The sequence below is a fragment of the Legionella birminghamensis genome, assembly GCF_900452515.1.
GTDB lineage: Bacteria > Pseudomonadota > Gammaproteobacteria > Legionellales > Legionellaceae > Legionella_C > Legionella_C birminghamensis.
Map to the genome: position 1 here is coordinate 1,952,498 of NZ_UGNW01000001.1, position 26,048 is coordinate 1,978,545.

Here is a 26,048-nt window from a genome sequence, read left to right on the forward strand (position 1 = left end):
GCACCGACCGCCGAATCCCCGTGACACCGACCACCGAAACCCCGCGGCACCGACCGCCGAATCCCCGCGGCGCCGACCACCGAGTCCCCACGGCACCGACCGCCGTATCCCCGTGACACCGACCACCGAAACCCCGCGGCACCGACCGCGGGGCCCATGCCTGTTGGAGTAGCATGGTACTCAAACAAGTTTTCAATGTTGCCAAAATAAGATTTAACGGGTAGTCATAAACAAGTGGACTTAATTAAATTGGCTTCGTCTGGGCCCCGCGGTCGCAGCCGCGGGGATTCAATAGCTTTTAATTCTCATGCACTTGTGGATTCGATAGCAAAAACACCGGGCTAACTTGTTTATCAATACATTTCATACACAGTGGGAGTCACTTCAACGGGTTGCTCATTAATAACAGTCACTTCTTCATAATTAGTGGTTTGCACAGGGGTGCAGCAAGTATTGGTGACTACCGGGCGTCGAACGACAACTGGTCGAACGACTTGTTTACAGCAACTGGTACGTACAACAGGAGCTGGTTTAACGACTACAGCGTTACAACAGGAAGAGGGTGTGTAGACGGTATTTACATAATCTGAGCTGGGAATATAGCCGCAGGCGGTTAAACTGAAGGCGACAGGCAATAGTAATATTCCTTTCATGTTGGACTCCATTGTTTTTTTCCGTTTGCTAGCTTAAGTGTATATGAGAGGTTACGATAATTCAATATTTGAACAGTTAGAGCAATTTCAGATACTAGCACTGCATTCTGATAACCACCATTGCGCACATACCAGATCTATGCGCGGATGGAGAGCCGATCTGGATTGCTTCGCCAAGGCTCGCAATGACGGACGCTTGTTTCGCGAAAAAGTGAAGCCAAGCAACCCAGAACAATGTTGGGTATTAATTAAGCGCAGCTTGCCACAGCGAATTTCTTCATACTCTCTTCGATGTCGTCTACCAATCCCATCCTGGCTGTCTTGGTAAAAAACCCACTTGCATGGCCTTCTTTGAGCTTTGTGTATGCCAGCTTGGCAACCAGCGCTAAACCAGCAGAACATAAACTAATAAGAATATTCCCAACTATAGGCAGCCAGGTTTTACGTTGCTTACTCATCACGTCATCCTGGCTGTGCAGGTGGACACGAAAATCAGTATCAAAATCCTGGAATTTTTCCTCACTTACGGTGCCGTTTTCGGAGAGCGAAACCTCATTTTCCATTAAAAACGCATCTACCCGCCGAGACAGTTGTTCAGATAATTGAACAGCCGTAGTACCTTCTTTCTCATGTTCGACTTTAAGTGTTTCACCGTAAACTTTCATCGCTTGAATTGACTTATACAGAGAATACATCCTTTCTGCCGTTTCAACATTCTTGACCTGAATTTTTTTAAGCAGTTCTTCGCGTTGCTGTTCAGAAAAATGCTTTTCTTCATAATGAAAAGGCGCTTCATAAGTAGAGGGTACTTGTTTGTTATAGTTCTTAATTGCAAGTGTCAAACGATTTAATAAGGGTTGTAAATAAACACCGCGATATTCTTTTCCTTCATTCTCGACTAAATCGAGAATCTCGTTGGTCTGACCTGTTGCTTTAAACTTTGCCAATTTAAGTTCCAGGGATTCAATAAACCCGCGGCGGTGATCTTTATCGGCGCTACTGAAAAAGTCCTTGTGATGATGCCTGACGGCTCGCTTCTGAAAGTATATTTCTAAATCATTCGAAAAGCTTATAAGAATTTGGTTGCGACGTTTTATTCTATCCTGAATATTTTCTGAAACTGCAGCCTTCTCTGAGTAGATTGCTGCAAACTCTTGCTGATACTCCAGACATGCAGCGAGTCTCTCATGAATTCCTGCAGTTTCAGGCTCAAATTGCTTCAAAAGCGATTGTAAGCATTGAATGCCTTCCACAGAGAACTCATCGATTTGAGTATAGGCACGATCTAAACTATTTTGTTTAATGACAAAATTCTGAACTCCTTCATCATCGGCGTTAAAACTTAAGTTTTTTAATTCGCCCATCGCACGTGGAGTAAATCTCATTCTCATAGAATCGATTACATGATTTGCTCTTTGTTCCAGTTTTCTGGCGGTTTTCTCAAATTCTGCAGTGGCCGATGCCAGGGATTGAACCGATTCTTCTGCTACTGCCGGGTTTAGTTTTGCAATAAATTCAATTGTTTTCCTGCAATCATTTAACTGATTGCGAAGCCTGCAAAACTGCTCCAAATGCCCATTGAATGCATCGAGATGAAGATTAGCGCTGAGGCATTGATTCATCTCTTCTAATTGGGTTGAGATTAAATCCTGAGTAGCGCCCTGTCTCTTTAACTCGTGCTTTAAATAAGTATCCATTTGCTGGTCAGCTGCTTCCTTCAGGCTTAAAATGGATTTCAGATTGGCATGATATGGCGAATGTATTTCAATTTTGGTTTTAAAGCCATTCATTTTCTCAATTAGGAAAGCAGATTGCTTATAATATTCTTTAACGCCTTCTTCTTGGAAACCTTCAACAGCATCTAGCTCATTCACCTTATCCGGTAGGTTTTTTGCACTATCAAAGAAGCTTATGACAGCTTGTAACCTGTTTTGTTCTATTTGCAAGTCATCTAACTGTTGTTGGTGTTCGACCAAACTGGCCTTTTGTTTCCCGTATTGTTCCTCATGGAAAGTACGATTATCTTCAATTTCCGTAATCTGGCATAAGATATCCTCCGCTTCACTTAGCAACGCGTCAATACCACCCTGTTTCTCCATTACAGCGGCATATTCTTTCCTTTTTTTGTCAATAAGGGCGTACAACTCTGCTTTTTTGTCTATCTGATAATCGCTAGAGATAAATGCAATACGAATAATATCAAAACTTGCATCGCCAATTGCCGTCAGAAAATAATCAAGACCGGATTTTGATTTACCTTGTAAAACCTCTAGTTTGTTAATTGCTTTAAGCGGGAAACTGTCCTTTTCACTTTCATTTAGACACTTTTCTACAGCATCCAAAAGAGGGATCCTAAGCTCAATAGCATGCTCTGTCTGAACTTTTTCGGTGGCAAGAATGGTTTTCCATTCAGCAAATACCTGGATGAGCTGATTCAGATCCTGGTGTTGTATCTTTACCGGATGTTTTGGGGGTTGGGTACTGTTTGCGATGATTTTTGGCAAATACTCAATAAATTGACTCCGCAGTTTAAAAAATTGCTCTGATAACTTTTCTGCACCCTCATCTATTTCTTGTATGAGGTGCTCAGTCTCTGCCTTGGCAGTAGATACTTCTTCAATTTTTTTAAAATTATCTTCGAGTAATTTATAGAGATCATCAACATTCGCTTGTGCGAGGCGATCATCGGCCAGCTTTTTAAGTTTGGCTTTTTCCAGAAGCTCTGACAATTGAGGTTTTCTTTGTATTAAGGCTTTCTGAACCTCGCCAAGCTTGTTACCTAATGCTCGAGCATTTTCGCGCACAGCAGAGTAAACAATATTCTCATCCAAAGTTTCTTTAACTTCTTCCAGTAAGCGATGTAACTCCTGAACTTTTTCCTGATGCTCGTCAACCCGTAAAAGTTCTTCTTCATAAATAGCAACAACTTCCGCCGAACTTTTCGAAGGCTCAATTTGTGGAATTTTATAAGATTGAAGCGTATTGATAGCATCATTAATGAGCTGGAACTGCTGATTTGCATTATTAATCGTCTCGCGTTGATGCACTTTCTGTGCATGCGCTTGCTCATAACTTTTGATTGCGTTAGACAGCAGGAACCTGATATTGTTGAGAACCCTTAGGTAAATTGTACTCGCATAAACAGGCTCATTGATTCCTGTAATTTTATAATTAAATTTTCCGACATCTTTTCGGACTGGCTCGCTAATCAGAGTAGATCCAATGCCTAAGATAGTAAATTGAAATGCCTTTGGATTGAGAAAGGGAACCAGATCATCCATCAAATTGGGTAGACCGTTAAGTAAATCCTGAAAAACTACGAATAAATCATAGACCACAGGATCATAAATTCTAAGCTGATAAGTATTTTTGACTTCGATTTTTTCTTTTAAATGCCATAGAAAATTACCATTTGTAATCAAGGCTTCCGCATCAAATTGGCCTTCAACCAAATAGGCCCTGAAATCAAAATTATCAATTGCCGCATCAATTTTAACCAGTGAATCATTCAGGCTAAACTCGGGTATTTTTTCCCAACCGGGAACCAAATCCCCAGCAGAATTCTTGATTTTTTCCTTCAGGAATATTTTTATATTATCAATATTCTTGTCATTAAATTTTTGCGATGTTAGCCACGAGGCCAGATTTTCACTGATCCCGTGTACCAAAAGTTGATCTGGATCAGAAATAAGATACTCAGTATTTTCTAATAATTTCTCGCATTGATTTTTAAAAGAGTAGAGTTTGAACCCCCCTGGATCTACACCATTGTCGAAAGCAGGCAATACAGTTTCTGTCATCCAGTCAAAAGCCTGGTTAATAAGCTTCACCTGCGCTTCTGAAAACTCTTTTTTCAAAGACGAATCCACCAGGCTTATCTCATCGTTCCTATTCTTAGTCAATATCGCCTGCCGACGTTCCCTGAACTCGGCAATAAGACGGCCTAATGGACTTTCTGCTATTGTGGTAAATCCGCTCATGATATCTACTTCTTGGATAAAGTGGATTAATCATATAACAGAAAGATTAAGTAAGTATTAAATTGAAGTTTAAATACACTCTGAAAGGTTTATAAGAGTACCCATGGATACCTTAGGATTCCCCGCGGCATAGACCTACGAATCCCCGCGGCAAACGACCGCGGGGTCCACGTGATGCCTATTCAGGGTATCAGTCAGTCTAACCCAAATTGTATTAACACCGTCCGGCCTGAGGAGGAGCAAAGCTCCGTCTCGAAGGCTTGGCACCTAGCGAAGCCTTCGAGACACCGCTAAAGCGGCATCTCAGGCCGAACGGATTGAGATAAGCTGAGGATCACTCAGACATGGGCCCCGCGGTCGCAGCCGCGGGGATTCGACTGCATTTGTGTTGATAGCTATGGTCTAAGCCGCGGAAATTCTGGGGGTGGTTGAACAGTAATCATTTAACCATGGCCAAATATATCATTAAGCACAACCGCAAGGCGGCAGCCTGCGAGAGCGATTCGTTTTTCCGCAGCAGCTCTAACCTGTTTTTGATAGGCTTCAGTAGGCTTTTCGCCGTAATGAATCTGATAGGCTAAATTGACAGCCATGTCATAGGATTCTTCAGCCCAGACTTCGGGATTTAAAATTTGGGAAGCACTATCACAGGGCCATTTTTTTTCGACATATTTTGCTTTTCGCTTAAGCTGTGCAGCCTTGGAGTAGCGTATTTTTAACAGGCCGCCGCCATTATCCCAGTAGGAATGCAGATTTTTAGCGATTGTATTTTGCCCCAGAACCAGAAAGTTTCCCCCGGCATCCCCTTCTGGAAAACGTCGGCTAAACTCGCTGACTGCATGCATGGGCTGATGAATATCGCCTGTAACATGCAATAAAATTCGTAAACTAAATCCTTTATCATAGGGATAAGATTGACTATTTTTAAGAACGGCAATGGCTTTATTCAAGGCAGTTACAGCATTGACCTTATCGGGCGGAGATAGCGGAGTGCCGTCACGAGTAAAAGGATTATCGATATAATGATAATGCTCTAGCCATAAATTCTCGCGAAATCGCAGCGTGTCCATCCAGGGAGCTGCATCGACAAAGGACATCGGTTTATACACTCTATCCAGTTGGTGATTATAATGATTAACAGCCTTACGTGCCTCATCAGTTAGTTGATCATAGGCAATCTGCGCTATCAGGCGATGTCCTGCAGCATTCCAGCTGCAGGCTTCCCCCATGAACAACAGAAGACATAAACAGACAAGTGTCCTTACCTGATTTAGCATTTGTCATTTATCCTAAATAAGGTGACCACGCAGGCTCCTGTACATCCCCTTGCCGTGCAGGCAGGCGTAACCTGATCCGCCCGTCAATTGAAACCACCCCTAAAACCCCTTTATCCTGATAGCGGGTTGCGTAAAGCACCAATCGGCCGTTAGGCGATACCGAAGGCGATTCATCGAGTGGTGCAAAGGTTAACAAATTCAATTGACCGTTATTGGTATCCTGGACACCAATATTGAATTTACTGCTCTCCCGGTGCAGCATTACTAAATGCTTCTGGTCGGGCGTGTAGGTTGCACGCGCATTATAATTACCGTCATAGGTCATACGGCTAATACTGCCATCGGCCAACGACAATTTATACACCTGCGGTGAACCGCCTCGTCCAGAAGTGAATAATAAGGAACGGCCATCAGGTGAATAGCGTGGCTCTGTATCGATAGAATCTCCGAAAGTGAGCTGCTTCATGCCTCCGGAAGCAAGATCAATCGCATAAATTTTGGGGCTTCCACTCTTGGATAAAACAACAGCCAATTGACGACCGTCTGGCGACCAGGTAGGTGCACCATTAATTCCAGTAAAATCAGTAACCAATTGGCGTTTACCAGAATCTACCGAAACAATAAAAATCTGTGCTTTTCGTTTCTCGAACGACACATAGGCGATTTTTCTACCGTCTGGCGACCAGGAAGGCGACATAATTGGCTCAGGTGAAACCAGCAAACTTTGTGGATTAAAGCCGTCAGCGTCAGCCACCTCTAAAGAATAACGGGCACGTCCTCCTGCCCTTTGGACAAGAATATAGGCAATTCGAGTGGAGAATATGCCTCGTTCGCCCGTCAGTTTTTCATAAACCATATCGCTGATATGATGCGCCAGAGGGCGAATATCATTTGCACTCACCTGAAAGCTTTTAGACAGCAACAGCTTGTTCTGGCTGACTGTGTCCAGTAATTCAAAGCTGATGTCATAGCGATTTGAACCAATAGGATTGACTCTACCGGTCAATACACTATCAGCGCCTGCCTGTTTCCACGCGCCTGCACCATTCATTTCCATTGGCGACAAACTGATAATTTTGAACTGGCCGGATAAGCGCAAATCATTATTAATAACAGCAGTGAGCTCCTGGGCGCTGCTATTTTCCCCAAAGGAATTAATTCCAATGGGCAAGGCGGAATTAATTCCCTGCGTCAGTTCCAGATCAAGTGCAAAAAGCTGACTCGATGCCAGCATCAAAAAACTGCTGAAAAGTTTCCTCATAAACACAATAAATTACCCCCTAACATTCTCAGGTCGGACTGTTAAACTGATATCCCGAAATAAATTGAAGGTTTCGGGATCACTTGGCACCGGCAATGGCGATGCTTTAAAAATAGCTGTTTGCGCAGAACGATCCAGAATGGGGTCGCCGCTGCTGCGTGTTAAGGTAACATCAATTACGGCACCATCTGGCGCTAAACGAATCCGAAACTGGCTGGATAAACCATTGTCAATATTTTCAGGTAAGATCCAGTGCCTGCCGATGGCATTCACAATCATAGCCTTGTATTTGTCAACTTCACCAGCCATTCTGGCCTGTTGTGCAGCTGCCTCAGCGGCCGCCTGCTGGGCAGCCAATTTTTGCTGTGCAGCCCTGGCTTCGGCAGCAGCCTTTTCTGCGAGCGCTTTTTCTGCGGCCAGTTTATCGGCTGCAGCTTTTTCTGCGGCTTGCTTCTCTGCTAACTGCTGAGCTTCTTTGGCTTTCTGTTCATCCTGTTTTTTTTTAAGTTCCGCTTGCTTTGCTACTTCCTGCTGCTGCTTCTCAAGCTGTTGCTGTTTACGTTTTAACTCCTCTAAACGTTTGGCTTCCTGCTCTTTTTGCAAAGCCAATTGTTTCAAGTGTTTTTGTTCTTCTTCAATCTGCTTCTTACGGGCAATCGCCAGTTTTGCCGCCTCATCTTTCAATTTAGCCAAACGCTGCTGCTCACGTAAGCGCTCCTTGCGTGCATCTTCCGCTTGCTTCGCTAAAGCCTGCTGCCGAGCCTGTTCAGCTCTCTGCTGCTGTATTTTTTCCTGTTTGAGCCGGTTAATCGTCTCCATCACTTCCTGACTGTCCACACTCACCGCTTTTACAATTTCCTGCCTGGGCTGTTCTGTCTGTTCCATAGGCATCATCGGCCCTGGCGCGTCCTTGTTATCAGCAACCAATACAGGCCGCTCATTGCTAGAGGAGTCCTGCAACAGGAAAAGCATCAGGCAGAAATGCATGACGAGCGCTGCGATAAACGCTTTGCGATAACTCATATCATTCATCATCCCTGCATCTCCGTTTCCTGAGTAGAGTCCGTCATCAACCCGACTTTCTCAGCTCCCGCCTGTTTCAGGAATCCCATTGCCGACACCACTTTTCCATAGGGAACACCCTGGTCGCCTTTAACCAGCACATTGATGGACTGATTATTTTGTTTGGCTAATTCAAGTTCAGCCGCAACTCTCACAACCAGCGCATGGGGTTCAATAGGCATTTCAGGTTGCGCATTAATATTGAGAAAATAATCGCCCTGCTGATTGACCGAAACAATAATGGGTTCTCGTTCGCTGTCTTTTAGGGATTCAGTCGAGGCAGCCTTGGGCAAATCAACGGTTACCCCCTGGGATAACATAGGTGCGGTGATCATAAAAATGACTAGCAGAACCAGCATGACGTCGATATAAGGAACCACATTGATCTCAGCAATGGGGCCTCCTCTTTGCTTGTGTTTCTTTCTTAACATGGAAGTTATCCTCTAATCGGTACAGTCGTTTGTTGTTCGATTAATGCGATAAGCTCGTCCTGAAATAAATCGTATTGTTCCAATATACCAGTAGCTCTGGTCGAATAGCGATTAAACGCTATTACGGCCGGAATGGCGGTAAACAGACCCAGGGCAGTCGCTACCAGCGCTTCGGAAATTCCTGGAGCCACCATCGCAATGGTAGCTTGGGAAGCCTGTCCCAAGGCCTGGAAAGAAGTCATAATTCCCCACACTGTACCAAACAGACCAACATACGGGGCAATTGAACCCACAGAAGCAAAAAAGGGTAAATGCTGCTCCAGTTGAATCGCTTCTTTGTTATGGGTAATTTGCATCACTCGCTGAATCGGTTCAAGCGCAATGGCACCCTGCTTTCTTGAGCGGACATATTCTTTAAAGCCAGCATGAAAAATGGAAGCCAGACCATGCTTATTGTCAGGATTCCCATCTACATCCGCATAGAGTTTGCTCAAATCGCTGCTATCCCAGAATCGTTGGCTGAAATTATCGCATTCTGATTTTTTACGTTTAAAATACCAGGCCCTTTGTATAATAAGTGTCCACGAGGTGATCGAAGCGACAAGCAGAATCAGCATGACGGTTTTGACAACCAGGCCTGCCTGTATGAAATACGCTAATACGCTCGCATGGGTTCCCACTGTATCCTCCAGCCTCTTAAAAGTTAAATTTGATATAAATATTCATAACGCTAGCCTTGCAATGCATTAAAACGCTCAGGCAATCGCTGTGGTCTGTTATTTTTATTGATACAAACAACCGTTATTAATGCTTTGCAAAGTTCGCTATTATGCTCATTCTTCATGGTTTGTTCAAATAAAACACTGCAAGCCGTCTTATTTTTTACACTCGTGGTGATTGTTACCAGATCGTCCAACCGTGCCGGCTGTTTATACTTCAGTCCCGCCTCTGCAATAACAAAAAAACAATTTTCGTCCGATAATGTAGAAAGCATCAATCCATTCTCGCGTAGTAACTCAGTTCTCGCCCTTTCAAAGAATTTTAAATAATTAGCATAATAAACAACACCGATATAATCTGTATCTTCGGTATAAACACGGAACTGGCAAGAATGAGTATAGTGAGACATTATACCCTCTCCGCAGGCTGTAAGCCGAAAAGCTGATAAGCAAGAGGCGAAGCAATGCGTCCTCGGGGTGTACGCATCAGAAAACCCTGCTGGATTAAGAATGGCTCCAGCACGTCCTCAATAGTGCCTTTCTCTTCACCGATGGCTGCTGCAATACTGTCAACCCCAACAGGTCCGCCGTCAAAGCGCTCGATGACTGCCTGCAGCAATTTTCTATCCATCAGATCGAAACCATTTTTATCAATATCAAGCATTTCCAGTGCTTTTTTTGCCATATGCAGAGTAATGATACCTTGTCCACACACCTCAGCATAGTCCCGAACCCGTCTTAACAAACGGTTGGCTATACGCGGTGTTCCCCGCGAACGAAGCGCGATTTCTTTGGCCCCGCTTTCTTCAGTATTAACCTTAAGTAAATGTGCAGAACGCTTTACTATTTGTGTCAAGGCTTCAGTTGAATAAAACTCAAGACGCTGAACAATCCCAAAACGATCTCTTAAGGGTGAGGTTAACAGGCCGGCACGGGTTGTTGCGCCCACAAGAGTGAATGGGGGTAACTCCAGCTTGATTGAACGGGCAGCGGGACCTTCGCCAATCATTATATCCAGTTTGTAATCTTCCATTGCGGGATATAGAATTTCCTCAATAACCGGGCTTAAGCGATGGATCTCGTCAATAAACAGGATATCGTTTTCTTCAAGATTGGTTAATAGAGCGGCGATATCCCCTGCTTTCTCAAGCACTGGGCCAGAAGTCTGACGGAGATTTACGCCCATCTCATGGGCAATGATTCCGGCCAGTGTCGTTTTTCCCAAGCCAGGTGGTCCAAAGACAAGAACATGATCAAGGGCATCACATCGTCTTTTGGCTGCTTCCATAAAAATGCGCATTTGGGTGCGAACAGCATCCTGACCAATGTAATCATCAAGGCTCAAGGGGCGGATAGCCCGATCGATAGCCTCTTCTGAACCTACCTGGACAGCACTAATCAAACGATCGCTTTCAAGCATTTTTATTCGAGTTATTATCAAATGCCACATTCTAGCACAGCTTTCTTACAAGGTAATAGTAGGCTGGGCGGTAAAGCCCAGCAAATACCCCATGCCGCACGCAGCTATTTCAAAATAACCAGAATCGTTGAGCGGATACGATGAATTCTTGAACGTACCGTACCCAATGGGCAATGCATTCTTACAGCAATTTCTTCATAGGCTAATCCTAAAACGCTATAAAGATAAAAACATTTTTGCAATGTCTTTGGCAGGCTAAGTAAAAATTGAGTTATTTGTTCACTAAGCTCAAGACGGATAGCCTCTTGCTCAGGAGAACTATCCTGAGTATCCGGTTCTTCAGAAAATATTTCTACAGTATCCAGCCGCCGGCTGCGATAATAATTAATGATTGTCGTTTGCGTGATCTTGTATAGCCAGGTCTTGAAATTCGCCTTGTAATCAAACTGAGTTATGAACCGAAACACTTTGATGCATACTTCCTGAACCAGATCCTCTACGTCTGCGATTTCATCAACCTGGGATTTAATATGGAACAGAATTGCAGGCCGATAATGATACAATAATCGGCCAATTGCCGCCCTTTCTCCACTTCGTGCCTGATTGATCAATTCCCTATCCAGATCTTTTTCTAGCGCAGACATAATTTGCTCTTTGTATGATCACTTTTAAATTATCGTCATAACTGACAAATGCTTTAACATTGCTCTTATTGATTATAACTCATTCACATTCAAACCGAGGATAATTGAGCGAAATTCTGTTGAGGATAGTTGATCCAGAAAAACTGGAATAACAATTCGCTGTGTGGGGGAAGAAAACTCAAGTAGAAAGAACACGCCTGTATTTAATAAGAGCCTGCGTTTAGTAAAAATCTGGGTTTGACTGTTTCGGTGAATAATCCATTCTTCATTTAAATACTGAAGATTTAGTCTTCCACCAGGATAGGGTGATTTAATGAGCAAGCGCAATTGAACGCTGACAGCCACGCTTAAAATAGCCTTTATAAAAATGCCAAAGGAAGCGTTCATTAACATCATGAAGGCAAACAAATACAAGAATAAAGCCAGTTTAATATAATTTGCAGATCTACTTAGCTCTATGCCGTTGCTTAATGAATTGTACAAGCTGGGACAACTCCTTATCCTCTGGCAATATATCCGTCATTAACCAGGTATATAAATCCGGATCATCGCAAGTTAAAAGCCGCTCCAGCGTATCGAACTGCTCCGTCTTGAGCTCGTCAAAACTATATTTCAGGAATGACTGAAAGAGCAAATCAAGTTCCAGCATTCCCCTGCGGCAGCGCCACGCAATTCTGGCTTTTCTAGTGGGATCCATTGGTTTTCATCACTACTTAAAAATCGGCAAATGTTACAATATAATACCAGTACACTGCAAATTAATTCCTTATCCATTCCAATCAGGCCTTTTATGAAAAATATCCAAATCGACAATCGAATCTACTCCATGATTGCCCAGTCCGAAGAAACTCAGAACGTTCAACTGCCGCCTGGCTTTCCTGCACTTTTTGATTTGAGCTATCTGTCAGTCATTGAGGTAACTGGTAATAAGTCAATGGAGTTTCTGCAAGGCCAATTGACTTGCGATATTTCGAAAATTAATTCTGAAACAATGCGGCAAGCTGCCTTTTGCAATCTAAAAGGACGTATCCTAGCCTTGGCGAATATTATTAACTGGCAAAACTATCAATTAATATTGCCCCAGGATTTAACTGAGAAAACCATCGAGTCATTGAATAAGCCAGCTATGCTAAGCCGCGTTCAACTGCGTGCAGCTTCTGACTTGTCTGTGTTTGGTTTGTATGCGCCTCCACACTCGCAAGCGCTTGCACATTTTGGCATCACCCTTCCCACTGAACAGTATGCAGTGGTGTCCAGCCAGATGCTTTGCTGTTTCTCTCTTGGTAATGGCTTTTACCAAATCATCAGTAAAGATAATGATATACGAAATTATTTTGATAAGACCGGCCATCTCTTCGGCTCAGCAGCATGGCATCAGCTGCAGCTTCTACAGAAAAGAATAGAAATTTATCCTTCATCCCGCGGACTTTTCCTTCCTCACCGCGTGGATTTGCATCTGGCGGGATATCTTGATTTTCAAAAAGGATGCTACAAGGGACAGGAAATCATCGCTCGAACCCACTATAAAGCAACGCTTAAACACAAGCTGGCCGTATTTTTTATTGAAACCGGGGAAGATTTGCAGCTCGGTCAGCGCGTATTAAGGGAAGATAAAAGTACCGAAGTCGGCGAAGTTATTGATTATTGCCCTATCGGCTTAAATCGCTACCTGGTCGCAATCAGCATTCTATTTGAACACCCGGAAACGGTTTATTTTGAAAATCATGCACAAGCTGTCAAATTGAGTAAGGCCGAATATCGGATTCCCGAGGAATGACCCTCCGAATCCCCGCGTACAGTTGACCGTCCGAATCCCCGCGTGCAGTTGACCGTCCGAATCCCCGCGTGCAGTTGACCGTCCGAATCCCCGCGTGCAGTTGACCGTCCGAATCCCCGCGGCTGCGACCGCGGGGCCCACACGAAGCCAATTTAATGTTAAGCACACTTAGTTTATGACAACCTGTTAAATCTTATTTTTTGGCAACATTGAAACTTGTCTGACGACCATGCTACTCCAACAGGCATGGACCCCGCGGTCGGTGCCGCGGGGATTCGCTGGTCGATGCCGCGGGGATTCGGATTTGCCCAGCAGGAACCTCATGATCCCGGCATCATTTTCTTCAACACATCATCCTTATCAATAAAATGATGTTTCAAAGCGCCGGCAACATGTAGAGCAATCAATACTATCAAAATCCAGGCTATCGTCTCATGGAATTCAAACATTAATTTGGAGAGGCCTTTATCTGTAGGGATCCCTGGAAAGGGGACATTAAAGAAACCGAAATATTTTGGGGTACGGTTTGCTGCCACGGACATTATCCATCCAGAAAGCGGCATTAAAATCAGAAACAGATACAAAGCGTATTGAACTATACGAGAAAATACTCTTTCCCATAATGGCACATTTTCAGGCAGAGGGGGTCTTCCACTGTGAATTATCCAGATGATTCGTAAAACAACTAGTAATAAAATACTTAGTCCAATTGATTTGTGAACCATAAACGCTGTTCCAGCATATTGATCTGGCACATCGTCAAGGAAAAAACCGACGGCAAGCATGACTATCACAAGCAAAGCAATGAGCCAGTGGAAGAATTTTGACCCAGCAGAATAATGAGACACCGATCTGTTTTTATACATTTAAACTCCTTTTTAAACTTTAATTGTTTAGGCTATCAAGGCTACATTAGCTGTAGCCTTGATAAACGCCGCAGCTTCTACACAACAGCTTCTTTTTCAGTCATTTGCATGGTAGTTTGCGTTAGATCCAGTAACTCCCGAATTGCGACGAAATACATCGTATAATTCAGGCTTGAACTGGCGCGTAAATCAGACAATATGTGCTTCCAGCGCTCAATCAAACCGGAGTGACTTTCCGCCCAGGCGTTAAAGCAGCCCATGAAGTCTTTCTGCTGATTATCCAGCGTTACAACTCCCATGGTCAACTGCCTTTGCTGCCAATCTAAATCGTCTCTCAATGCTTCTCGCGACAGGGCCTCCCAATTATTGTCTGTTGGATGGGCAATAATCTGGGAACGGATCCAGTCCAAATCAAGAAACTCGCCAATACCAAAGTACAATTCTGCGACCTTCGGCACGCTGATATCAAGCAGTCGGGCAACCTCAACGATATCCATCGCTGAGAACATCGCGCGAACTGTTGTTAAATTATGCGCCAGTTGCGGGCTTAATCCTTCCTCAATCTTTTGATTATATTGAAGTGTATAAGCTTCCTTGTAATGAGCACCAAAAATATCGGGGATAGCCTGCTTTAGCTCAGCGACACCAGGGGCAAAGGCCTTGACCGCTTTGCTGATATTCAAACGCAGTCGTTGATTTCGCAGGAACCATCTTGTCGTTCTTCTTAGCAGGCGAACGCAAGACATTACCAGATCAGTTTGCTTTTCAACGCTAATCAGGGTTTCCAGATTCGCTATCTGCTGCCAGATATTATCAATATCCAGTGTGCTTCTGGCGATCATATAAGCGCGTACAATAGCCGATACTGGAGCGCCTGTTTCTTCCTGCATACGGAATACAAAATGGAAGCCCATCTCATTGATTATGATATTACTTAATTTGGTCGCAATAATTTCACGCTTCAATGGATGTTCCTGCATCTGCTTGCTAAACCGCTCTTGCAAAGGCTTGGGGAAATAGCTAATCAAGATTCCTTTCAGATAACTATCTTCCGGCACATTGGTCGCCAGAATCTGCTCTTTAAGGATCGTCTTGCTATAACTTTGCAACACGGCAATCGCAGGCCGGCCAAGACCTTTTCCTAAGAGCTTTCTTTCCATGAATACTTTATCATCAGGCAAGAACTCCAGGGCGCGATCTATTTTTCCAGAGCGCTCCAACTCATTAATATAACGAGTATGCAGCTCGACCATTCGCAATGAGTTAGCCGCAGTAAAGCTGATTGAGCGTGTTTGCGTAAAATTATCTTTTAATACAAGAGTTGCTACCTCTTCAGTCATTTCTTCCAAAAGCTCGTTTCGCTGTTTGAACGTTAAATCACCGGCGGCAACAATTGTATTCAACAGGATCTTGATATTGACTTCTTTATCAGAGCAGCTTACCCCTGCCGAGTTGTCGATAAAGTCTGTGTATATCAGACCGCCTGCCAGGGAGTATTCGATTCTGGCAAGCTGGGTCAAGCCCAGGTTCCCGCCTTCGGCAACAACCTTGCAGCGTAATTGGGTTGCATTGATACGAATGGCATCATTGCTTCGATCCCCGACATCCAGATGGGTTTCAGTGGTTGCTTTAACGAAAGTCCCAATTCCCGCACTCCAGAGTAAATCGACTTTGGCGCGTAAAAGCAGCCGAATTAATTCGTTCGGTTCGATATCGGATTGCTTAATTCCGAATATCTGCTTCATCTCTTTACTCACTGCAATGGATTTGGCATTACGATTGAAAACACCACCGCCCTTGGAGATTAATTTCTTATCGTAGTCCGCCCAAGTGGAACGCGGTAAATTAAATAAACGCTGACGTTCTTTGAAGCTTACCTCCGTATCCGGATTTGGATCGATAAAAATATGCATGTGGTTAAAAGCGGCAACTAGTTTAATGCGGTGCGACAAGAGCATTCCATTACCGAAAACATCACCTGCCATATCACCGATACCCACCACAGTGAAATCAGTCGTGTTGATGTCGACATTCATTTCATAGAAATGCCGTTTGACTGACTCCCAGGCACCGCGGGCCGTAATACCAATTTTCTTGTGGTCATAGCCAACTGAGCCGCCAGATGCAAATGCATCTCCCAGCCAGAACCCATACTCCAGGGAGATGGCATTGGCAATATCCGAGAAAGTCGCAGTCCCTTTATCTGCAGCGACAACCAGGTAAGGATCATCTTCATCAAAGCAAACTACATGTTCAGGTTTGACAATATTACCCTCTTTGTAATTGTCAGTAATATCAAGCAGGCCACGGATAAAATCCTGATAGCAGGCAATACCTTCTGCCAGCACCTCTTCCCTTGAGCCATTCACCGGCAGGCGCTTGGGAACAAATCCTCCCTTCGCACCAGAGGGAACAATTACGGCATTTTTAACCTGCTGGGCTTTCATCAGGCCTAAAATTTCAGTTCGGAAATCCTCACGGCGATCTGACCACCGCAAGCCTCCTCGGGCAACCTTGCCGCCACGAAGATGCACGCCTTCAAATCGGGGGGAGTAAACAAAAATTTCAAATAAAGGATGCGGCTTGGGTAAGTTGGGTATTAATTTACTATTCAATTTTATAGAAAGATAAGGCGCACTCCTACCCTGTTCATCCACCTGATAATAATTAGTTCTCAGCGTGGCGGCCATTGTGTGAACGTATTGTCTGATAATTTTATCTTCATCAAGATTGGCGACATTATCCAATGCAGCAAACACTTCCTCTACCTTCTCGCCAAACTGAATTTCCCGTTTGGGATTAGCCTGCGGATTAAAGCGCATTTCAAAAAGCTCAACCAGCTTTTTAGCAATCATGGGATTGTTATTCAGCGCAGACTCAATATACTCCTGGCTGAATGTAAGCCCTATTTGTTTGAAATAGCGCGCATAAGTGCGTAAGACAGCGACCTGTTCCCAGTTCAGACCCGCCGCGAGCACCAGCTGATTGAAACCGTCATTCTCTGCTTCACCGAACCATACGCTGGCAAAGGCATTCTGGAACAAATCCTTGATTTCATCGATATCAAAGCAATCGCCCCCGGTGTATTGCAAGGAGAAATCATTAATCCAGGTGGTTTTGCCATCTTCGAATTTTAATGTATAAGGTCTCTCACTGATAGCACGCATTCCCAGACGCTCAATGATAGGTAGTACGTCTGACAATGGAATGGTGTTATCGTGTTGATAAATTTTAAGCCGGAAACTATTTGCGACTTCATCCATAGGACGATAAAAATTCATTACCAGCGGATTATCTTTGGATAAGGCCTCTATATGCTTGATATCATAGACAGCCGTTCGAGGCGTAAAATTATCGCGGTAAGCGCCAGGGAATGCTGATTTATAACGCGCATTAAGCCGGTTCGACATTTCTTCACCAAACGCTTCTGACAGGAAATGCTGCAAATCATCTGTCCAGGAACGGCCAATCTCGATAAGCTTTTGCTCGATTTCTTTGAAATCCCATTCCGTATTATCCTGGGGATTGGTTTTGATAATGAAATGGATCCGGGCAAGTACTGATTCAGAGAACCAGGTTGAGAAGCTAATCTCCTGTGCGTTAAAACTTTCTGCCAGTACTTTCTGCATCGCCTGACGCAATTCAGTATTAAACCGCTCTTTGGGTACATACACCAGACAGGATACAAAACGGCGATACACGTCTGTCCGCGCAAACATGCGGATACGGCGGCGCTCCTGCATATAGAAAATACCCATTGCAATTTCAAGCAATTCGTCTTCGGACGCTTGAATCAAATCATCTCTTGGCAAGGTTTCGAGAATATTAAGCAGCACTTTTCCGGCATGGCTTCGGGGATTCAGGTTGGAGTTCTTCATCACCGTAGCTACTTTATGCCTTAGAAAAGGAATATGCTTGGGATTGGTATTATATGCCGCTGAAGTATAGAGTCCGATAATACGTCTTTCGCCAATGACCTGTCCTTGCTTGTTGAAGCGTTTCACGCCGATATAATCGGTATAGGCGCCTCGATGAACAGTCGCCTCTGTATTGGTTTTAAACATAACCAGTGCACGATTGGACAATGTCAGTTCACGCGCTTCAGGCGTCATCGCCGAAATGCTGCGAACATTCGACTTGCTCATACTCGCACGCAAAACCCCCAGACCGGTTTGTGCAATCGGCTGCAGGATTGTTTCCTGGCCTTTATGCACCAGATCGTAATCGCGGATCCCCAGGAACGTAAAATGATGATCCTCTATCCAGCTTAAAAATTCTTTTGCTTCTTCCACCTCAGCCTGATCAATAACACTTGCAGCCTCACTGAGTTCATCAATTGCTTCACGCACTCTTTGCCGCATCATGGGCCAATCTTCTACAATAGCACGGTTATCTTCCAGGACACGCTCAAAATTCCGGTGTAATTCCTCAAGCACTTCCGGATCAGTCTGGCGATCAATCTCGATAAAAATAGGGGCCTCTACATACAAAGATTGCCCTTTTTCGCTGCTGCCTCGGGGTAATACCTCAGAGACCTGATGCTCCTTGTTTCTTCGAACCGTAAAGCCGCCCATATGAATAACCAGGTGCGATACCAGCCCAAGACGGTTAATGACCATGCGTAATGTATCAACCAGAAAAGGCATATCATCGGTAATGACTTCAACTACAGTATGCGTAGTCTGCCACCCATGCCTTTCATAATCGGGATTATAAATACGGATTTTGGTTTCATTGGTTGAGCGTTGCTGAATGAGTGCCCAAAAATTGATGGCTGCGCCATACAGATCATCAATATCCCACTCACCCAGATCTTCAAGCGCTACGGTACCATAAAATTGGCGAACAAATTCCGCACAAAAAAGCCCCTGCTCACCAGTCATTTTCTGACGCAATTTATCTACAACTTCCTGGATAATCAGATCCTTGCCCGCTTCGAACTTATAAGACATGCATTTACCTCATCAGGATGGGAATAAATTTTTGTGACGAATTATATACTGTACCCTATTAAATATGCGAGAAATTAAAGCACAGAAATATAAACAATCTGCAGATTTTCTCGAAAATTCCCATTCATTTCCGAAGCCTAACGAATATAAACCGGGGTTCCAACCTCTACCCAGTCAGTTAACTCGATGATCTGGCTATTATTCATACGAATGCAGCCATGAGACCCTGGCTGACGTAACCGGCTGCTATCAGGCGTTCCATGAATGTAGATATAGCGGTTAAGACTATCCACTTCCCCACCCTGATTCCTTCCGGGTTCCATGCCATCCAATTGCAAAATGCGGGTTAGAATCCAGTCCCGTTGAGGAAATTGACTGGCGAATTCCTCGGTATAAACCTCTCCTGTCCACTCTCTGGCTACAAATACTGCATTGGGTTGTGCTGTCAACCCCAATCTGCTATGAATACGGTGCCAGCCTCTGGGGGTACAGAAGCTCCCTTTTGCTTCACCCAAGCCGTTTTTCGCAGAGGAAACAGGATAAACAAATCGAATACAGTCGGATTCGTAGCAATACATCAATTGTTCCTGTGTATCAATGACTATGATTTGTCTGTTCATTTAATTGCAACGGTTTTTACATTTACAAATTCCAGGATCCCCTCACGGGAAAGCTCGCGGCCTATTCCTGAATTCTTTATACCTCCAAAGGGAACACGGGGGTCAGATGCAACAAATGCATTTACAAAACAGGAGCCAGCCTCTATTTCGTCGCGGGCGATTCTTTCACCACGCTCAAGATCACGAGTGAAAACCGCCGCTCCCAGCCCATATCGGGTATGATTGGCAAGCTCAATACCTTGTTTTTCATCTCTGGCATCAATCAGCGCAATAACTGGTCCGAATAATTCCTCGTCAAATGCCGGCATACCGGGTTTTACATCAACCAGTAAGGTTGGCGGGTAATAGAAGCCGGCCCCTTGCGGAATTTGTCCTCCGCAAATAAGTCCCGCAGCTTTGCTGATACTTTGCTCTACTTGCTGTTGAAGCGTTTTTCGTAAATCATTTCTGGCCATTGGACCAAGACGCGTCGTTTTTTTTGCCGGATCATCCATTTTATACTCAACTATTAATTGCTGGATCTTCTCTTGCAGCTTCTCTTTAATTGATTGAACAACAATAACGCGCTTTGCAGCAATACAAACCTGGCCGCAATTATTTAAACGCGAAGAAACAACAGCCTGGGCGGCAATATCCAGATCCGCATCCTCGAGTATTAAATAGGGATCGCTGCCCCCTAACTCGAGAACAGCCTTTTTCAGATGTGAAACAGCGGCTCCGCCGACTATACGGCCTGCTTTCTCACTTCCGGTGAAACTTAATCCAGCAATCTGCGGGTGTGCAATCACTTTCGCGGCCACCTCATTGTCAATGATTAAATTCTGAAATAAACCCAGGGGAAAACCTGCCTCAAGAAATAATTGTTCCATTAAATTGCCTGCGCCGATTGAAATTGGCGCATGTTTTAATATCACGGCATTCCCAGCCATGATGGCTGGAATTGCACAACGAAATACCTGCCAAAATGGAAAATTCCAGGGCATAATCGCTAGAATTACCCCCATTGGCTTGTAACAGACAAGCGTTTTTTTCATTTCCGTCTGGATACTGTGGTCAGCCAAATAGTGTTCTGCATGCAGGGCATAATGATCACAAAGCCAGGCGCATTTTTCAATTTCGGCCTGTGCCTGCGTCATTGGCTTACCCATCTCCATTGTAATCATTTGAGACAATGCTTCTGTTTTTTGCCTTAGGAGTTTAGCCAAGGCATTGACCAGAACAGATTTGTCGCTGAATGACTTTTTTCTCCAATGTGTGTAGGCGGCGAAGGCTGAATCTATTTTTTGTTCAGCTGCCTTAAAATCCAGTGCAGTATATTCATTAATTACTTTTTCATTTGCCGGATTAACGGTTTGAAATATCATATTTCATCTCCTGTGAGCGATCTTCCCCGACTTGACACCGATACCGAGAATTTATTTAAAGCTAAGTATAACACTCTCATGCACATTTCTGGATACTGGAAAAAGTATAATAATTAATTATTTGGATCTATTTTTATATAGGGTTGGCTTTAATTACACAATTAAATCACTTAGATAACTGTCATTCTTGCCTCTAATAATTGATTGTTGTTACTATTTTGTAATTTGTTACGTTTGGAATAATTCCAAGATCGTACTTGCATACAGGATTAAAAATGACAAAACAAAATCTGGGCTACCGTTTTTCTCAATATCTGGTCGCCTGGGCCGTCCATGCATTTACTGCCAGCGCTGCGTATGTGGGAATATTAACCCTTATTAAAATTTACCAACAGGAATACCAGCAAGCGCTTTGGTATATGGCTATCGCTGTTGTCATCGATGCTCTTGATGGTACTTTTGCGAGGCTGGTCAAGGTTAAGATGGTATTACCAAACATCGATGGCGCATTGCTGGATAACCTTGTAGATTATGTCAACTATGTCATCACCCCTTGTTTCTTTTTATATGTGAAGGCCGACATGCTGCCTCCTTCGCTTAATTTATTGATAATTATAGCGATTACAATTACTTCTTCTTATCAGTTTACCCAGTCTGATGCTAAAACTCCCGATCATTTCTTTAAGGGCTTTCCCTGCTATTGGAATATCGTCATTTTCTATATGTTTATTTTTAACACCTCGATGTACACCAATGCACTCATTTTAGGGATCCTTTGCCTGTTGGTTTTTGTGCCTGTTAAATATGTCTATCCCTCAAGGCTTGATTATCTGACAGAATCCAAAGCTTTAAAGATATTGATGCATGTATTTTCAATTATGTACGGGATCTGTTCCGCGATAATTTTATGGACCTACCCGGTTTTGAATCCATTCTGCCTGGCCGTCTCACTTATTTATATTGTGATCTATCTGGCATTAAGTATTTATCGAACCTATTATCCGATGATTAAATCACGTATCATCGCTCATCGGGAAGAATTAGAAAACAAGGTCTAAAAGTAGGTTCACTTTTAGACTCGATCTATTTAAAATAGCCGCTTTTGAATTGGTATAAGGTTAATAATGTCATTAGTTAAAACAGGGTTTGCAGGAGTTTTGTCTATTCTTGCTTCAGTAAGCGGCTACGCTGAAGGCTTTCCACGAGGCTGTGAAGTGACAGGCTTTGGCTATAATGGATACAATTTAGTCCTTAATGAAACTGGCGAACAAAGCTACTACCTCATTCAGAATCGAAGCACTCATAATGTTGAATTGCAACGTATCGAGACAAAAGAAGTATTTATGAGTCCTCCCCTAACAGCAAAATTACAGGCTGCAAATTGGGCTGCATTTGCATCCGATGAAAAAGAATTTAACTTTCAATGTTTTGTTGTAGAAGATAACAACACTGAAAAAGTCGATTGCCGTGAGGTTCTCGATGTATGCCAATACCCAAGAGCAAAATTCGCTTTAAGCAATATGGGTAATTATTGGGTTTCCACTAACAAACCACAACGTGAAGTTATCAATGACTCAGCAGCAAAAGGCATCTATTTACGCTGGTAACAAGATGTCGCTAACATTCCGTGATTATTTCTTTCTACTCGTTGGCATAGCGGGAGCGATCATTACTCTGTATGGTTTTACCCAGTTTAATGCGCAAGCTTATTATGTTGCTGGCTCCAGCCTGCTTTTAATCACGGCTATTTATTCAAGGCTGGTTTTTTTCATTGCTCTCGAGTTAATATTGATTGCGGGCCATGGTGCTATATTGCTTGGGATTGGTTCTATCCTGCAATTTGCTATCCCTGTCCTGTTATGTATTCAGCTATTGACCTTTTTCTACCTTATCGGACAACTCAATAATATCTATCTTTTGATTGGGATTGTTGGAATTGGAAGTTTATCTATCGGTTTTGCTTATGCCAATGACTGGATATTTTTTATTGGCGGCGTATCCCTGGCGATTTATGCCTTTTCTATTGTTAAAAAAAATCCGCTGGTATTACTCTGGGCGATATTAAACAGTTTGTTTGCACTTATTGCTATTATTAATGTAATTTTTAGCTAACTGTACTAAAGGAGTAGCTATGGCAAGAACACCTTCAAATATGACAGAACTGGGAACGCCCGCTCCTCAATTTTCCCTGACTGATGTGATCTCTAACAAACGGGTCGATCTGCGTTCACATCAGGGCAAGATTGCTACTGTCATTATGTTTATCTGTAATCATTGCCCTTATGTAAAGCATGTCAATAGAGAGCTCAGTCAATTGGCAAAAGATTATTCCGGCAAAGACATCAGTTTTATTGCTATAAACTCTAACGATGTTAAAAATTACCCGGATGATTCCCCTGAAAACATGCGCATCACGGCTATCCAGGAGAACTATCAATTCCCTTATTTATTTGATGAAACCCAGGAAGTAGCCAAAGCTTATCAAGCGGCCTGCACCCCTGACTTTTTTATTTACGATGCTGATTTAAAATTGGTATATCGCGGCCAACTTGACGATTCACGCCCGGGAAATCAAATTCCAGTCACCGGCAGTTCCATTCGGGAGGCGCTTGACTGTCTGATGAGCAACCAGTCAATTTCTACAGAACAAAAACCCAGTCTGGGATGCAATATTAAGTGGAAGGAATAGCTGCTTAATATGGTCTTGTTGGGCTTTACAGCCCAACCTACACTTTCTACAGTTGCACAATAAAAAAGGAAAATAGAATGTCGGAAAATCATGCACAAATTGTACGTTTTCATAAAACAGGCAGTTCTGATGTTTTAAAATTTGAAGAAATCACTTTGCCCGAACCTGGGCCAGGTGAAGTACGCCTGCGCGTTCATGCGATTGGATTAAACCGTGCAGAGATAATGTTCCGGACGGGCCAATATCTTATCGCTCCGCAATTTCCTTCAAAAATTGGATATGAAGCGTCGGGTATTGTCGAAGCAGTTGGCCCCGGAGTCGATTCGACGATGATCGGTAAAAAGTTCAGCTCTGTACCCTGTTTTGATATGGGGCAATATGGCGTCTATGGTGAAGTCGCGATATTACCAGCTTACTCTTTAGCTGCTTATCCTGAAAAGCTGTCTTTTGCAGAAGCCACTTCCATCTGGATGCAGTACATGACTGCCTATGGTGCGCTTATTCATTATGGAAATGTGTCCAAAGGCGATTATGTGCTGATCACAGCAGCTAGCAGCAGTGTCGGTGTTGCTGCAATTGAAATAGTTCGCGCGCAAGGCGGAATAAGCATTGCAACCACGCGCACGAGAGCTAAAAAAGCCGAGCTGCTCGAACTGGGAGCAGATCATGTTATCGTGACTAACGAAGAAGATTTGGCTGCCCGGGTCAAAGAAATTACCCAGGGTAAAGGCGCACGCGTCATTTTTGATCCAATCGCTGGGAAAGGCATCGAGGCACTGGCTGAGGCTGCAGCAGAAAGGGGGATCATTTTTGTTTATGGCGCTTTGGCAAATGATCCAATGCCCTTCCCCTTATTTACCGCTTTAAGCAAGGGATTAACCATTCGAGGATATACACTGTTCGAGCTCAGCACTAATCCGGAATTACGTAAAAAAGCCGAGCATTATATTTTCGAGCATCTGCAGAATGGTACTTTCAAACCCCAGATAGCCCGTACATTTTCCCTGGAAGAAATCCAGGAGGCACACCGCTATATGGAATCTAATGAGCAAATTGGAAAAATTGTTGTTCTTGTGGAGTAAGCCCTCTTTGCAAGCAAAGTGAAGGCAATCAAGAACGCTGCCCGATAGAGCTTCGATTTTTAACACAAACTTCAGCTTTTGTCTTAATCCGTTCAGCCTGAGGAGCCGCTTTAACGGCGTCTCCTCAGGCCGAACGGGCCTGATACAATCCGAGTCGGTCAGTGTTATTGCATAGTAATAACCGCTCGAAAACGCACTGTTCCATTCTTCACTTTATCGTAAGCTTCATTGATATTCTTCAAAGGATAAGTTTCAGTGATAACTTTTACTTTGCCTTTAGCCACCATATCCAGGGCTTCAAATAGGAACTCCCGGTGATTTTGCTGGCTGCCAATAATTTTTAGACGTTTGCTAATTAATTCTCCAATTGAAATTTGCAAGGGGCTGGTATCAAGTCCCATTGTGACGAATCGTCCATCCGGTCGTAAAGCTTTGAAGCTATCGAGCATGGCCGCATTGGAGTTGGTTGTGCTGAGAATAATATCAGCTCCGCCAAGCTTTGCCAGTTCCCTGCCATTACGAACCACTTCATCCGCCCCCATCTCTTTGATTAGAGCATCTTTATCCGGTGAGTGGGAGACGGCAATTGTTTCGAAGCCGGCTGCATGGGCATATTGGACGGCCAAATGCCCCAACCCGCCAATTCCTACTACAGCAATGCGTTCATTCGGTTTAGGCTCAGCCCAGCGAAGCCCTGACCATACTGTATAGCCAGCACAGAAAATTGGAGCTGCCTGCTCGAAACTGACGCCATCAGGAATTAACATCGTCGCATCGGCGGGAGCTACCATATACTCCGCATGCCCACCGGCAACATCGCCTGCAGTTGCATGCATATTTGGGCAAAATAATGTTCGACCCCTCAGACACCATTCACAGCGGCCGCAGGTGCTTTGTACCCATGGCACACCCACTCGGTCACCTACTCGCCGACTGGTCACACCAACGCCTATTTCAACAATCTCCCCCACAGGCTCATGGCCCAGGGTACGGGGAAAGGGGCCTGGCAGATGGCCTTCAGTTTGGTGGACATCCGTGTAGCAAAGACCGCTGGCATGAATTTTAATCAATACCTGATTGACATCAGGTTTAGGTGTCGCGATTTCCCTGACTTCCCAGCCCGCACTTTTACCCGGTACAATTGCAGCTTTCATAATTCTCTCCCTGAGTATGTTTCAATAATCATAGTACAGGTATATTTAAATAGGTATAATATGCGGCAGACGATTAATCAGTATTTACAGGTAATTG

23 protein-coding genes are annotated in these 26,048 nt (G+C 43.9%); 6 read left to right on the top strand and 17 right to left on the bottom strand.

Annotation, left to right across the window (positions count from 1 at the left end; all coding sequences use genetic code 11):
- Positions 1-353: 353 nt before the first annotated feature.
- The 12 genes from DYH42_RS08295 to DYH42_RS08350 form a co-directional block, all read right to left on the bottom strand.
- Positions 354-653, bottom strand: coding sequence for a hypothetical protein (locus DYH42_RS08295; RefSeq protein ID WP_058522413.1), 300 nt, complete (start codon positions 651-653; stop codon positions 354-356).
- 248 nt (positions 654-901) lie between these two features.
- Positions 902-4,633, bottom strand: a complete 3,732-nt coding sequence (locus DYH42_RS08300; protein ID WP_058522414.1) for a coiled-coil domain-containing protein — start codon at positions 4,631-4,633, stop codon at positions 902-904.
- A gap of 443 nt (positions 4,634-5,076) precedes the next feature.
- Positions 5,077-5,910, bottom strand: coding sequence for a S1/P1 nuclease (locus DYH42_RS08305; protein WP_065232776.1), 834 nt, complete (start codon positions 5,908-5,910; stop codon positions 5,077-5,079).
- A 7-nt stretch (positions 5,911-5,917) separates the two neighbouring features.
- Positions 5,918-7,171, bottom strand: coding sequence for a Tol-Pal system beta propeller repeat protein TolB (gene tolB / locus DYH42_RS08310; RefSeq protein WP_058522416.1), 1,254 nt, complete (start codon positions 7,169-7,171; stop codon positions 5,918-5,920).
- Between the two features lie 12 nt (positions 7,172-7,183).
- Positions 7,184-8,206 carry a cell envelope integrity protein TolA gene (gene tolA, locus DYH42_RS08315; protein ID WP_058522417.1) on the bottom strand — a complete coding sequence of 341 codons (1,023 nt, stop codon included), beginning with the start codon at positions 8,204-8,206 and terminating at the stop codon, positions 7,184-7,186.
- Positions 8,203-8,664, bottom strand: a complete 462-nt coding sequence (gene tolR / locus DYH42_RS08320; RefSeq protein WP_058522418.1) for a protein TolR — start codon at positions 8,662-8,664, stop codon at positions 8,203-8,205. Before tolR ends, tolA begins: the two co-directional genes overlap by 4 nt.
- 5 nt (positions 8,665-8,669) lie before the next feature.
- Complete coding sequence (gene tolQ, locus DYH42_RS08325; protein WP_058522419.1) at positions 8,670-9,344, bottom strand: protein TolQ; 675 nt, start codon at positions 9,342-9,344, stop codon at positions 8,670-8,672.
- A gap of 50 nt (positions 9,345-9,394) precedes the next feature.
- Positions 9,395-9,793: a YbgC/FadM family acyl-CoA thioesterase gene (locus tag DYH42_RS08330; RefSeq protein ID WP_058522420.1), complete on the bottom strand. Its 399-nt coding sequence runs from the start codon at positions 9,791-9,793 to the stop codon at positions 9,395-9,397.
- Complete coding sequence (gene ruvB, locus DYH42_RS08335; protein WP_058522470.1) at positions 9,793-10,803, bottom strand: Holliday junction branch migration DNA helicase RuvB; 1,011 nt, start codon at positions 10,801-10,803, stop codon at positions 9,793-9,795. The genes DYH42_RS08330 and ruvB overlap by 1 nt, the downstream gene beginning before the upstream one ends.
- A gap of 104 nt (positions 10,804-10,907) precedes the next feature.
- Positions 10,908-11,447 carry a sigma-70 family RNA polymerase sigma factor gene (locus DYH42_RS08340; RefSeq protein WP_058522421.1) on the bottom strand — a complete coding sequence of 180 codons (540 nt, stop codon included), beginning with the start codon at positions 11,445-11,447 and terminating at the stop codon, positions 10,908-10,910.
- A gap of 72 nt (positions 11,448-11,519) precedes the next feature.
- Positions 11,520-11,834, bottom strand: a complete 315-nt coding sequence (locus DYH42_RS08345; protein ID WP_058522422.1) for a hypothetical protein — start codon at positions 11,832-11,834, stop codon at positions 11,520-11,522.
- 58 nt (positions 11,835-11,892) lie between these two features.
- Positions 11,893-12,144, bottom strand: a complete 252-nt coding sequence (locus DYH42_RS08350; protein WP_058522423.1) for an FAD assembly factor SdhE — start codon at positions 12,142-12,144, stop codon at positions 11,893-11,895.
- Positions 12,145-12,237: 93 nt separating this feature from the next.
- Between DYH42_RS08350 and ygfZ the strand changes: the two genes are divergently transcribed.
- Positions 12,238-13,224: a CAF17-like 4Fe-4S cluster assembly/insertion protein YgfZ gene (ygfZ, locus tag DYH42_RS08355; protein WP_065232778.1), complete on the top strand. Its 987-nt coding sequence runs from the start codon at positions 12,238-12,240 to the stop codon at positions 13,222-13,224.
- Between the two features lie 320 nt (positions 13,225-13,544).
- On the opposite strand, the gene DYH42_RS08360 is transcribed toward ygfZ, so the two are convergent.
- The 4 genes from DYH42_RS08360 to DYH42_RS08375 form a co-directional block, all read right to left on the bottom strand.
- Positions 13,545-14,090, bottom strand: a complete 546-nt coding sequence (locus DYH42_RS08360) for a cytochrome b (protein WP_058522425.1) — start codon at positions 14,088-14,090, stop codon at positions 13,545-13,547.
- Positions 14,091-14,167: 77 nt separating this feature from the next.
- Positions 14,168-19,042 (bottom strand): NAD-glutamate dehydrogenase, encoded by a 4,875-nt coding sequence (locus DYH42_RS08365; protein ID WP_058522426.1) that lies wholly within the window; start codon positions 19,040-19,042, stop codon positions 14,168-14,170.
- A 137-nt stretch (positions 19,043-19,179) separates the two neighbouring features.
- Positions 19,180-19,662, bottom strand: a complete 483-nt coding sequence (locus DYH42_RS08370) for a L,D-transpeptidase (protein WP_083503043.1) — start codon at positions 19,660-19,662, stop codon at positions 19,180-19,182.
- A complete protein-coding gene (locus tag DYH42_RS08375; RefSeq protein WP_058522427.1) occupies positions 19,659-21,026 on the bottom strand; it encodes an NAD-dependent succinate-semialdehyde dehydrogenase in 1,368 nt (455 codons plus the stop codon). The genes DYH42_RS08370 and DYH42_RS08375 overlap by 4 nt, the downstream gene beginning before the upstream one ends.
- 275 nt (positions 21,027-21,301) lie before the next feature.
- Here DYH42_RS08375 and pcsA point away from each other — a divergent pair, with 275 nt between their 5' ends.
- The 5 genes from pcsA (at position 21,302) to DYH42_RS08400 (ending at position 24,797) form a co-directional block, all read left to right on the top strand.
- Complete coding sequence (gene pcsA, locus DYH42_RS08380; RefSeq protein ID WP_058522428.1) at positions 21,302-22,084, top strand: phosphatidylcholine synthase; 783 nt, start codon at positions 21,302-21,304, stop codon at positions 22,082-22,084.
- A gap of 66 nt (positions 22,085-22,150) precedes the next feature.
- On the top strand, positions 22,151-22,633 hold the full coding sequence (locus DYH42_RS08385; protein WP_058522429.1) for a hypothetical protein: 483 nt from the start codon (positions 22,151-22,153) through the stop codon (positions 22,631-22,633).
- Positions 22,634-22,637: 4 nt separating this feature from the next.
- A complete protein-coding gene (locus DYH42_RS08390; RefSeq protein WP_058522430.1) occupies positions 22,638-23,138 on the top strand; it encodes a hypothetical protein in 501 nt (166 codons plus the stop codon).
- Positions 23,139-23,157: 19 nt separating this feature from the next.
- Positions 23,158-23,715: a thioredoxin family protein gene (locus DYH42_RS08395; protein WP_058522431.1), complete on the top strand. Its 558-nt coding sequence runs from the start codon at positions 23,158-23,160 to the stop codon at positions 23,713-23,715.
- A gap of 77 nt (positions 23,716-23,792) precedes the next feature.
- Positions 23,793-24,797: a zinc-dependent alcohol dehydrogenase family protein gene (locus tag DYH42_RS08400; protein WP_058522432.1), complete on the top strand. Its 1,005-nt coding sequence runs from the start codon at positions 23,793-23,795 to the stop codon at positions 24,795-24,797.
- A 164-nt stretch (positions 24,798-24,961) separates the two neighbouring features.
- On the opposite strand, the gene DYH42_RS08405 is transcribed toward DYH42_RS08400, so the two are convergent.
- Positions 24,962-25,951, bottom strand: coding sequence for an alcohol dehydrogenase catalytic domain-containing protein (locus tag DYH42_RS08405; protein ID WP_058522433.1), 990 nt, complete (start codon positions 25,949-25,951; stop codon positions 24,962-24,964).
- Positions 25,952-26,048 lie beyond the last annotated feature (97 nt).